Annotated in this window: 7 protein-coding genes; 2 read left to right on the top strand and 5 right to left on the bottom strand. The window is 60.9% G+C overall.

Features of this window, described 5'->3' with window-relative positions; genetic code table 11:
- Positions 1–72 precede the first annotated feature (72 nt).
- Positions 73–1,029, top strand: coding sequence for an alpha/beta hydrolase (locus tag V6Z53_RS23960; RefSeq protein ID WP_338582116.1), 957 nt, complete (start codon positions 73–75; stop codon positions 1,027–1,029).
- Between the two features lie 248 nt (positions 1,030–1,277).
- Here V6Z53_RS23960 and V6Z53_RS23955 read toward each other — a convergent pair whose 3' ends face one another.
- The 5 genes from V6Z53_RS23955 to pvdM form a co-directional block, all read right to left on the bottom strand.
- On the bottom strand, positions 1,278–3,758 hold the full coding sequence (locus V6Z53_RS23955) for a TonB-dependent siderophore receptor (protein WP_338582115.1): 2,481 nt from the start codon (positions 3,756–3,758) through the stop codon (positions 1,278–1,280).
- 117 nt (positions 3,759–3,875) lie between these two features.
- Positions 3,876–5,525 carry a cyclic peptide export ABC transporter gene (locus V6Z53_RS23950; RefSeq protein ID WP_338582114.1) on the bottom strand — a complete coding sequence of 550 codons (1,650 nt, stop codon included), beginning with the start codon at positions 5,523–5,525 and terminating at the stop codon, positions 3,876–3,878.
- Between the two features lie 214 nt (positions 5,526–5,739).
- Positions 5,740–6,615 carry a formylglycine-generating enzyme family protein gene (locus V6Z53_RS23945; protein ID WP_338582113.1) on the bottom strand — a complete coding sequence of 292 codons (876 nt, stop codon included), beginning with the start codon at positions 6,613–6,615 and terminating at the stop codon, positions 5,740–5,742.
- A 151-nt stretch (positions 6,616–6,766) separates the two neighbouring features.
- Positions 6,767–8,071, bottom strand: coding sequence for an aminotransferase class V-fold PLP-dependent enzyme (locus V6Z53_RS23940; RefSeq protein ID WP_338582112.1), 1,305 nt, complete (start codon positions 8,069–8,071; stop codon positions 6,767–6,769).
- A 29-nt stretch (positions 8,072–8,100) separates the two neighbouring features.
- Positions 8,101–9,450, bottom strand: a complete 1,350-nt coding sequence (gene pvdM / locus V6Z53_RS23935) for a pyoverdine-tailoring dipeptidase-like protein PvdM (RefSeq protein ID WP_338582111.1) — start codon at positions 9,448–9,450, stop codon at positions 8,101–8,103.
- Between the two features lie 238 nt (positions 9,451–9,688).
- Here pvdM and V6Z53_RS23930 point away from each other — a divergent pair, with 238 nt between their 5' ends.
- On the top strand, positions 9,689–11,308 hold the full coding sequence (locus V6Z53_RS23930) for a PvdJ/PvdD/PvdP-like protein (RefSeq protein WP_338582110.1): 1,620 nt from the start codon (positions 9,689–9,691) through the stop codon (positions 11,306–11,308).
- Positions 11,309–11,392: the final 84 nt, after the last annotated feature.

Raw genomic sequence — 11,392 nt, 5'->3', positions numbered from 1 at the left:
CGCTCCCACAAGATCCGTGGCCGTTTCAGGATTATGTGCAGATCCTATTTCTTTGTTTGAAGGATTCACCCCATGGCCGTACTGCCAGAACTTGAAGCTTTTCTCGAACTCGCCGAGTTCGGCCGCCTGACCGGCAAAAGTCGCGCAATGCACGAGCAGACCCCGCAACAGGCGCGGATCGATTTCGAAGCGTCCTCGGGGTTCCTCGATGTGCCGCTGGACACCATCGTCTGCGAGAACTTCAGCATCGCCGCGCGCGACGGCCACCGCCTGGCGGCGCGGCTGTATCGCGACGGGCAAACGGTCGACGGTTTGCAACCGGTGATCCTGTATTTCCACGGGGGTGGCTACGTAGTCGGTAGCCTCGATTCCCACGATGCGCTGTGCCGACGCTTGGCCGCGCAGGGTGGTTTTGCCCTGTTGACCGTGGATTATCGCCTGGCGCCGGAATGGCGTTTCCCGGCCCCGGTGCAGGACGCCTGCGATGCCGGCAACTGGCTGGTGCGCGAAGGCTCGGCCCATGGCCTGGACGCGTCACGGGTGGCGCTGGCCGGTGACAGCGTTGGTGCAACCCTGGCGACGGTGCTGTCACTGATCGCCGTGCGTGAACCCGAAGAACTGGCGTTGAAACCCAAGGCGCAATTGCTGGTGTACCCGGTCACCGACGCCACCACCCATCGCGCCTCGCACCGGGATTTTGCCGAAGGGTACTTGCTGGAAACCCCGACGCTGGACTGGTTCTACGCCCACTACGGCCGCACCCCGGCAGACCTCGCGGACTGGCGCTGCTCACCGCTGCTGGCCGAAGACCTGTCGGGTATGGCGCCCGCCTTGGTGTACCTGGCCGGCCACGATCCGCTGCACGACGAAGGCCTGGCCTATGCCGAGCGCTTGCGCGCTGCCGGCAACGACGTGACCTTGCTTGAACAGCCGGGCATGACTCATGACTTTCTGCGCATGGCGGGGTTGTTGAGTGAGGTGGAAGCGATTCATGCGGAAGTGGCGGGGTGGGTGCGGTCAAAGGTTTGATCTGAAGTAAACAGAACCATCATTTCCGGATTGGGGATGACGGTTTTTTTGTGCCTGGCAGTTGCGTTTGTGGTGTGGCAATTATTGCCATCGCGAGCAGGCTCGCTCCTACAGTTGACCGAGGTGAATGCAGATCCCCTGTAGGAGCGAGCCTGCTCGCGATGGCGGTATCAAATCCACCGCAAATCCCGACCCATAAAAAAATGCCCGCATCTCACGACACGGGCATTTTTCATTTTGGCTCAGGCTCAGAAGTCGTACTTGGCCGTTACCTGGAAGTTACGCGGCTCGCCGTAGAAGGTGGTGCCGAAGTTGCCCAGGCCTGTCAGGTACTTCTTGTCGAAGACGTTGTAGGCGTTGGCGGTGAAGCTCAGGTGCTCGTCGTACTGATAACGGGTCATCAGGTCCACGAGGGTGTAGCCGCCTTGCTTGAGCATGGTGCTACCGCCTTCGCCATTACCCACGTTCGGACTGAAGCTCTGACCGTAAAACGCGCTCTGCCAGCTGACACCGCCACCGACGGTGACCTGGTCCAGTGCGCCGGGCAGGCGGTAGGTAGTGAACGTACGCACTACGTGTTCGGGTTTGCTGGTGGCCAGCGGGAAGCCGTAGATACGTTGATGGTCCTGATCGCGAGTACGGGCGTAGGTGTAACCGGCCGAAACATTCCAGTCCTGTGCCAGTTCGCCGGCCAGCTCCAGTTCAACGCCATTGGTGGTGGCACCGTCGACGGCTTTGAAAATGCCGTCGCCGGTGATCTCATTGGTACCGATCGACTCTGCAACGTTGTCCTGCTCGATGCGGAAGAAGGCCAGGCTGGCGTTCAGTTTGCCTTCGAAGTAGGCCGCTTTCAGACCGGTTTCGTAGCTGTCACCTTCAACCGGTTCAAGGGTATTGCCATTGATGTCCTTGTTGATTTGTGGCTGGTAAATGCTGGTGTAGCTGGCGTAGACCGAATAGGTATCGTTCAGGTCATAGACTACACCGGCGTAGGGTGTGACGACGCCATGTTCCTTGTAGCTGGCGTGTGTGTCGGTGCCAGCGCCTGGGTAGTAGCTGTAATCCTCGTTGTACTTGTAGGTACTGACACGGCCGCCAAGGATGAACGACAGATCATCGGTCGGGCGCAGGCGGGTGGCCAGGTAAGCGCCGTTCTGGCTCTGGGTGCGCTCGTACTTGCCGATTTTCGGGAAGTCCGGTTTCGCGATATGGCCTGCCCAGTCAAAGATGTTGCCCGGCACCAGTCCATCGGAGTCAGTGGCACTACCAAAGTTTGCGCCAGTCTGACGGGAGTGGGCCGCCATGAAACCAGCCACGAGTTCATGCTGGCGACCGCCCAGGGTGAAAGGGCCCGAGACGTTCACGTCGCCTGTGTACTGCTCGCGATGGCCTTCCCAGTGCCCCTGATAAAAGGACATGCCTTCGCCGGTGTCGCGGTCCGGGAAACCACCGCTGGCCGAGGCCAGTTGAGTATCGTGATCGGTAGTTTTCTGGTCGAGGCTGACTTTGAGTTTCCAGTCGTTGGCCAGCGCCTGCTCCAGGGACGCGAAGTAGGTGGTGCTGTCGAAGTCACGACGGCTCCAGTCGGCGCCCGGATTGAAGCTGCGGGAGAAGTCGGTTTTGCCGCCGTCGGCGAAGTAAACCGTGTTACCGGTCCAGGAACTGCCGCGCGGAGTGATGCTGGACTTGTCGACACCCAGGGTCAGCAGGGTATCGTCAGTCAGGTCGGCTTCGAGCACGCCGTAATACAGGTCTTTCTTCTGGCTGTAGTGGTCGATGTACGAATCTTTGTCCTGCAGGGCGCCGACAAAGCGACCGCGCACGTTGCCCGACTCGGTCAGCGAACCGGAGATGTCGCCTTCGGTGCGGTAGTTGTCCCAGGAACCGGCAGTGGCGCTGACTGAAGCCTTGAATTCCTTGGTCGGCTTTTTGCGGATGAGGTTGACAGTGGCGGACGGGTCACCCGCGCCAGTCATGAGGCCGGTAGCGCCTTTGATGACTTCAATGTGGTCGAGGTTGGCTGCATCGTCACCGTTGTTCGGGTTTTCACCGTAGACACCGTCGTAGGGAATATTGACGCCATCGTACTGAAAGTTGGTGATGGCAAAGCCTCGGGCGGAAAACTCGGTACGGTCACTGTCGTACTTCTGTGTCGTAACGCCGGGAGTATTGCGCAAGGCATCGGCGACGCTGGTGACACCACGGTCATCCATCTGCTGGCGCGTAACCACGGTCACCGATTGCGGCGTTTCGCGAATGGTCAGCGGCAGCTTGGTGGCGGTGGTGGTGGCGCCGGTGGTGTAGGAACCGGTGTCTTCAGTGGTCAGGCCCAGCGCCTGGCCGGAAATGGTGGTCGCGCCCAGTTGCAGGCTCGAAGAGCCGCCGGAAATCAGCGTCACGCTGTTGCCGTTGATCTGGAACGAAATGCCGGTGCCCTTGAGCATCTCGGCCAGGGCCGCGGACGGCTCCAGCGAGCCGGACACGGCGCGGGACTTGATGCCGGCAACCTGGTCCGGGCTGTAGAGGATTTGCAGATTGGTCTGCATGCCCAGCTCGGTCAGCGCGCTGGACAGCGGCTGCACGGAGATACTCACTTTTACAGGCGCTGCGTTGGCCATGTTGCTCCCCAGCAACGTGGCGGTCAGCAGAACGCTGGTCAACAGGGTCCGATGCAGAGACGGGCGCTGTACGGCCAGCGCGAGAGGTGTGCGGCGTGGAAGAGATCGCATTACTTACCTGTGCTCCTGAAAAAGTGTCGTGCAGAGTTTTTGTTAATAGGAATGATTATTAAGACGGGGCGTGAATGCGAAACCGGAAAAGAAATGTGAAAAAAATGTCATTGGGGTTCAGGCCGGCATCAGCTCGGTGACGACCCGGCCGCTTTCCATGCGCACCAGTTGGTCGGCGACATCGAAGTAACGGTCGTCGTGGGAGATCACGATGATGGTCTTGCCCAGGCGTTTCAGGTCCGGCAGCAGCTCGGTGTAGAAAATCCGGCGGAAGGTCGGGTCCTGGTCGGCGGCCCATTCGTCGAACACCAGCACCGGGCGTTCTTCCAGCCACGCGTTGACCAGCGCCAGGCGTTTGCGCTGGCCGGTGGAGAGGTCGGTGGTGGTGAAATTGCCGTCCTTGACGCTGACCTTGTGTGCGATCTCCAGGCGTTGCAGGTATTTGTTGGCGTCTTCCGGGATGTGCGTATCGCCCTGGACCACGTCGTCGAACAGGTAGTAGTCGGCGAAGATGGTAGTGAACAACTGGCGATAGTCGTCGCGGTTCTGCGCGTCGATGGCTTCGCCGTTAACACGGATCTGCCCCTGTTGCGGGGTGTACAGGCCCAGCAGCAACTTGATCAGCGTGGTCTTGCCGCAGCCGTTCTCGCCGACGATGAAAGTGATATCGCCCTGTTTGATCGTCAGGTTCACCGGCCCCAATTGAAACGGCGCGGCGCCGTCGACGGACGGGAAGGCGTAGTGCACGTCGGCCAGTTGCAGTTCATGCACAGCCGGTTTGACGTCGCCCTGATCATTGTGCAGCAGATGCGCTTCCGGGGTGGAAAATTGCTCGGACAATTCGGCGATGCGGCGGAAGGCGATCTGCGCGCGGCTGACAATCGGCAGGGTGCTGATCAAGTGTTCCAGCGGGCCTTTCATGTACAGCAGCACCAGCACGAAGCCGCTCATCACGGTTTTGTCGGCGCTCGGCCAGAAGGTTTGCAGGGCCAACGCCAGGCCGATGACCACGAAGAACAGCATCGAGCCGAAGGTCTTGGCGATGACGAAGGTGTTGATCGAGCGCACCTGGGTGTTGCAGATGAATTCGGCAGTGCCCTTGATGCCCGAGGTGAACATGCGCTGGCGACGTGGGCGGTGAATGCGCAGTTCCTTGGCGCCTTCGGCGATTGCGTTGTAGTGCTTTTGCAGTTCGTCTTCGGCGTCACGGGCGGCCATGAAACCTTGCACGCCCTTACTCTGGGCGTAGGCCTGGATCGCGGTGCCGATCAGGATCGCGGCGACCATGATCAGGAACATCGGCCACGACAGAATCGCCAGGTAGCCCATGCAACCCAGGGTCACGGTGACGGAAATCGCCAGCGGCGCGAAGGCGAAGGCGAAGTCGCTGATGGTGTCGACGTCGTGGGTCAGCACCGGGATCAGCCGATGGCTGCGGTAGCGCTCGATCTGTTCGATCGGCGCCGACAGGACTTTTTCCCCCAGCTGTTTACGCAGCTTGGCGATGATGTGCTGGCCGACGTAGTTGGTGCCGATGTCGGAGCAGATCGAACTGGCCAGCGCCAGCAGGCACAGGCCGGCGAACAGCGCGACCACGCCCTGGGTCAGACCGCTGTCCGAATGCAAAGCGTTGTTGATGGTCGCCAGCAGCACCGTGACGCTCAGGCCGCCGACCATGCCCAGGAAAATGGACGCGGCGACGATCAGTCGAAAGGGTTTGAGCAGGGCGAACAATTCGCCGATGGCGCCTCGGGTGGGCTGGGTCATGGAAGACAGTTCCTTGGGTCGGAAGGCAGATACCCAGTAGAACGTCTGGTCGAGGGGTTAATTTAGAGAGGTGCCGACTGATGGCGGCTGACAGCACACATACCCCTGTAGGAGCCGAGCTTGCTCGCGATAGCGGACTGCCAGTCGACATCTCTTTCGACAGGAATACCGCCATCGCGAGCAAGCTCGGCTCCTACAGGGGGTGTGGTGTGGCTTAGAGGTCGCGCACTAACCGAAAGCCCATCCAGTCCCCACGTTCCTGCGGGTACTGGCTGTTGCGGTTGCCGGAGCGGGAGAACACCGGCGCTTCACCCCAGTCGTTGCCGCGGATGCGCACGGCTTCGCAGTTGGGTTCCAGCCAGGCGCTGCCGTCGGTGGGGGCGCCGACGTAGTTCGGGTGTTCGCAGTCTTCGACCCATTCGTAGACGTTGCCGTGCATGTCGTACATGCCAAAGGCGTTGGGCGGGTAGCTGCCTACCGGCGAGCTGTAGCTGTAGCCGTCCGCCGGGCCATAGGTGTTGGCGTGCTTGGCGATGCTGTATTCCTTGCCTTCATCGAACGGGAAGGGGAACGGGCCCTTGGTGCCGCCGCGTGCGGCGTATTCGCGTTGGGCTTCGCTGACCATGCTGTACTTCTGCCCGGTTTTTTTCGACAACCAGGCAACGTAGTTTTTAACGTCGTCGAAGTTCATGCACACCGCCGGCTGGCGTGGGCTCTGTGGATAACGCGGCTTGCTGGCGATGCATTCGCGACCGGGGCGGGTATCGCCGTTGGCGATGGTCGCGCCGCTCTCTTTCACGTAGCTGTCCCACTCACCGGCGGTGATCTGGAAGCGGCTCATGGCGAACGGCTTGGCGAACGTCACGTCATGCATCGGCCCTTCATCGGGCTCGCGGCCGACTTCGTCGTCAGGGGTGCCCATGGTGAAGGTGCCGGCAGGCAGAACCACCATTTCCGGGCAGTTCTTGCAGTCTTTGAATACCTTGCCCGGTGGCGGGGGCGTGGCGGCTTGAGCCGCAGTCGGCAGCAGGCCGGCCATCAGTGCGGTCAGGGCGAGGGCCTTGAAGTGAGACAGCAGATCACTGTTCATGAGTTATCTCGATAAAGAAAAAACGGGGAGATGCCAGCCTTGTGCAGGCCCCCTGTGGGAGCGGGCTTGCTCGCGAAAGCGGTGACTCAGTCAACTTAATGCTGTCTGGCAGTCCGCATTCGGGAGCAAGCCCGCTCCCACAGGGGTTGTGTCAGGCGGTTTTGTTGAGCAGGGCCATGAAGCGGTCGATTTCGTTTTCGCTGTTGAGCAGGCCGGGGGCGATACGGATCACGGGGCCGACGTCGCGGTCGACCGAGTCACAGACCACGCGGTTCTGCATCAACCCGCTGGCGATTTTTTCGCAGTCCATATCCTTGATCCGGAAGAAGGTGAAACCGGCGGACAGCTGCGGACTTTGCGGCGTGACCAGTTCGATCCGTGGCTGCTCCAGCAGACGATTCTTGGCGTAGGTGTTGAGTGCGTGGATGCGTGCCTGGACCTCGGCCTTGCCCAGGTCGAGGTGCAACTTGAACGCTTCGTCTGCCGCCCAGCGATGCTCGAAACTGTGATAGCCGCCGGGGGTCATGATGGTCGCGAAGTCGGTGGATTCGCTGAAGGTCGGAATGATCGGCGTGACGTCCTTGACCTCGGCGGAGCGGGCGCAAATGATCCCGGTGCCGCGAGGACCGAACATCCATTTGTGGGTGCCGGCGATGAAGAAATCGCAGTGCATGTCGGGGAAATCGAGGTTCTCCACGCCAAAACCGTGCACGCCGTCGACCACGTACAGGATGCGATCCTTCTCGTCGCGCTGACGGTTCAGCTCTTCGACAAGTTTGCCGATTTCACCAATCGGCAGTTTCACGCCGCTGCCCGATTGCACCCAGGTCATGCCCAGCACGCGGGTTTCGGGGCGGATGCCTTTGCTGATCGAGTCCAGCACTTCGTCCACGGAAATATCGTGGCTGTTCTCGAACAACTTGAGTTTGCGCACCTTGGTGCCCTGGCGTTGCTGACGGAATTCCAGGGTGTAGTTGGTGGAGTAATGCTCGTGTTCGCTGACCAGGATTTCCTGATCCGGGCGCACATGAATGCCACCGTAAATCATTGCCAGACCTTCGGTGGTGCTGCCTGTCAGCGCGACCTGCTCAGGCTTGGCGTTGAGGTAACGGCCGGCCCAGACCCGCACGTTGTGCTCGCGTTTCTCGGTTTCCTGCAGGTCCCAGTCCATGGCGCGGCCGGGGTTGCGGTCGATGTTGGCGCGGTGCATGTCAATCGCATTGCGCACCGGTGTCGGGTGCGAGGTCACCAGAAAGTTGGCGAAGTGCAGGTAGTCCGGGTCCTGATTGAACAACTGGCGCAATTGCGCCCATTTGCCTTTGGGCAGCGGTTGCGGCTGCTGTTGCGGCTGCTGTTGCAGATTGCCGGCCAGCGCCGGCAGGCTCACACCGGCAGTCAACGGCAGGCCGGCGGCCAGAATACCGGCCTGCTTGAGGAATGAACGACGGTTGGTCATGGCTTCGGCTTCGCTTGGCAAAAGTGGCATCAGTTTTTGGCGACGGGTTTGGAGGATTTTTCCACCTGATCCCAGACCCGCAGGAAATTGCCGCCCCAGAGCTTGCCGATGTCGGCCTCGCTGTAACCACGACTGATCAGTTCGGCGGTCACGTTGCGCGCCTCGCTGACGTCCTTCCAGCCATCGAGGCCGCCGCCGTCGTTGAAGTCGGAGCTGATGCCGACATGATCGATGCCGATTTTCTTCACCGCGTAGTCAATCGCGTCGCCGTAATCCTTGAGGGTGGCCTTGGGTTCTTCGTCGACGATGGCGTAGAGCTGGCTGGCGTACTCGCCGAAACGTTGCTCGGACCACACGGTGATGATCGGGTCGCCCGGCATCAACGCCATCTCCAGGCCTTGCAGCGGTTGCAGGTCGAAGCGAGCACGCAGGGCGTTGAGTTTGTCCTGGGTGGCCTGGCTCAGCGGGCGGATGTAGGTCGGGAAACCGACAATCTGCACCACGCCGCCGCTGTCCTTGATCAACTGCATTTCGTGGTCGCTCAAGTTGCGCGGAATGTCCACCAGTCCTCGCGGCGCCGAGTGCGATGCAACCATCGGCGTGCGGCTCAAACGCGCGACTTGCTCCAGGGCCTTGGTCGACATCTGCGACACATCAATGATCACGCCCAGATCATTGAGGCGGTGCACGGCTTGTTTGCCGATGTCCGAAAGCCCGCCGAGGGCGTCGCGCGAATCATTGAAGAACGGCAGCGGCCGCGACGAGTCGGCCCAGGCGTTGTTGCCCACATAACTGAAGCCGAACATGCGCATGCCGCGTGCGGCCCACTTGTCCAGGGCGTTGAGGTCGGTGCCCAGCGGGTAGGCGTTGAGCATGCTCATGAAAATCGCGAACTTGCCTTCGCCATGCAGGCGGCGGAAATCGTCGGGGGTGTAGGCGATGGCGACCTGATTGGGATAGTCGCGCACCATCGTGCTGATGATTTTGTAGCGGGTTTCCTGCTCGAACCGCGCCTCTTCGATGAAACCGGCGGTAGGGCGATGCGGCGCGTTGGGACCGTTCCAGATTTCCGGCCAGCCGAAGATGGTCAGTGCCGCGCCGGACAGGCGACCGCGTCCGGTTTTCACCAGGTCGAACTGGCCGCTACCGTCCTTGTCGGCTTCGTTGCCGGCGGTGCCGAAATCCATCGGCACGGTGATGTGACTGTCGAACGAGAGAAGGCGCTCATGCAGTTCATCGGCCTGTTTCATCACCTTGACCGGGTAGCCGGGATTGTCCTTGAACCAGTAATCCCAGGCCGCGAAGCCGGCACCGGCGCTGATCGCCAGGGCCAGCGGCAGGCCGATGAAAAGAGCCTTTTTCGAACGTGGTTTTGTCATTGCCGTCTCAGTCAGGTTCGCCGCAGGGGGCTTTGCTATCTGGGAGGAACGAGTGGCTGATCCGGAAATTTAGATGTTTGTGCCGGCCTCTTCGCGAGCAAGCCCGCTCCCACATTGGAACGAGGTGAACACAAATCAAATGTGGGAGCGGGCTTGCTCGCGAAGCTTTTAAATTTATGGGGGCAACAAACGTTCTAGCTTGGATAAAGCCTGCTTCATGGCTGACACAGGTAGGGCAATGACGATTTCTCGACGATGGTTCATGGCGGGCCTGGCGCTGACCAGCGCTGCCGTGCCTGCGGCTTTTTATGGGCATCGCGAATGGACGAAACCGGATCCGACGATCACGCCGGGCGAAGCTTCATTCGATGTGGCGGATGTCGCCGGCCAACGCCTGGCGGATACGCTGCGCGGTGTCTGGCAGATTCGTTTCGAAGGCCGTGACGCGGGGCTTGAAGGCTTGCCACGGGACGGTCTGGAAGTGTTTCTCGACATCGGGCACAAAGGTCGTGGCCTGATCGGTTTTCTCGACACCGCCGAACGTTTGCGTTCCGGCGAACAGCCTCGTTACCGGGTGCTCGGCGATCTGGCCGGCGTCAAACCGGCGCAGTTGAGTTGGCGACTGGTCAGTGCCAATGGCAGCTGTGACTACGAATTCAGCATGGCGCTGGACGAAGTCTGGGCTGGTTTCGGCAATGCCGGCAGCGGCTCTTTGAGCGGTCGCGTGCTGGATCTGGATCGGCCCTTGATGCTGACGGCGCAGGACAATCGTTTCGTCGCTGTGAAGAAAGTCTTCCCCGAAGCCCGCGAGCGCACCGGCCTGAATCCGCCGCTGTTGGCGTGGCTGACGTCCCAGGAACATCGCCTGTTCCATCAGCTCTGGCATGCGTCCCGGGACAAGTGGCACACCTTGCCCGAAGACAAGCGCAATGCCTTGCGCGGTATCGGCTGGCAACCGGGCCCGCGGGACCTGGAGCGCGATGCCAGGGGCAAGCGCAAGGATCGCAATGGCTCGGGCGTGGATTTTTTCTTCATGCACCGGCACATGCTCGGTACGGCGCGCTCGCTACAGGATTTGCCATCGTGGACGCATTTTCCGCTGCCGCAGCCTGAACTGGCCCGGGACCGCATCGGCTTCGCCAACTATTTCGACAACCACGACGCCACCGCGCTGCCGCCGACCTGGCTGGCCGAGGACGATGACGAGTACTCGCAGTGGGTCAGCGACATCAAGACCAATGAGACGTATCACAGCAATTTCCAGGTCTGGGAATCGCAGTACCGCGATCCGCGTTATCTGTCGAAGCTGACGTTGGGGCAGTTTGGTTCCGAGGTGGAGCTGGGCTTGCACGACTGGCTGCACATGCGCTGGGCTTCGGTGCCGCGTGATCCGTCCAATGGTCAGCCGGTGCCGTTCGCTCGCGATCCGGCGGATTTTTCCGCGCGGTGGTATGCGCCGGAAAACGATTTCCTGGGTGATCCGTTTTCTTCCCATGTAAATCCGGTGTTCTGGCATTTCCATGGCTGGATCGATGATCGGCTGGAAGACTGGTTCCGCGCCCATGAGCGCTTCCATCCGGGTGAGGTCAGTCGATTGCAGGTCAATGGCGTGCCGTGGTTTGCGCCGGGGCGCTGGGTCGAGATCGCCGACCCGTGGCTCGGCCCGAGCACTCATGGTTGCAGCACCACGCCGGGGTTGCAGGCCGGCAAGTCGGTGGAAATGGATCCGGAAACCATGAAGCTGGCGCTGCGGATTACCTTTGGTGAGGACGAAAAGAAACTCGCGGACCTGTTCCGCAAGGTGCCGCAACGACCGTGGTATGCGCGGCATTTGAAGGCCAAGCAGAGTCAGGCCTGAGCACCGCGTTATCGTTCTTCGCGAGCAAGTCCGCACATTTGGCTGCATTCCAACTGAGGAAAAACGGTCAAATGTGGGAGCGGG

It is taken from the genome of Pseudomonas sp. MAG733B, from assembly GCF_036884845.1.
Lineage (GTDB): Bacteria > Pseudomonadota > Gammaproteobacteria > Pseudomonadales > Pseudomonadaceae > Aquipseudomonas.
The sequence above is the reverse complement of the archived record's forward strand: the minus strand, read 5'-3'. Positions and strand labels throughout refer to the sequence as shown.

Bases quoted from the DNA above. Each gene is read 5' to 3' on its own strand.
- V6Z53_RS23960 (WP_338582116.1), top strand. From the start codon at position 73: ATGGCCGTACTGCCAGAACTTGAAGCTTTTCTCGAACTCGCCGAGTTC.
- V6Z53_RS23930 (WP_338582110.1), top strand. From the start codon at position 9,689: ATGACGATTTCTCGACGATGGTTCATGGCGGGCCTGGCGCTGACCAGC.
- V6Z53_RS23950 (WP_338582114.1), bottom strand. From the start codon at position 5,525: ATGACCCAGCCCACCCGAGGCGCCATCGGCGAATTGTTCGCCCTGCTC.
- V6Z53_RS23940 (WP_338582112.1), bottom strand. From the start codon at position 8,071: ATGACCAACCGTCGTTCATTCCTCAAGCAGGCCGGTATTCTGGCCGCC.
- V6Z53_RS23945 (WP_338582113.1), bottom strand. From the start codon at position 6,615: ATGAACAGTGATCTGCTGTCTCACTTCAAGGCCCTCGCCCTGACCGCA.
- V6Z53_RS23955 (WP_338582115.1), bottom strand. From the start codon at position 3,758: ATGCGATCTCTTCCACGCCGCACACCTCTCGCGCTGGCCGTACAGCGC.
- pvdM (WP_338582111.1), bottom strand. From the start codon at position 9,450: ATGACAAAACCACGTTCGAAAAAGGCTCTTTTCATCGGCCTGCCGCTG.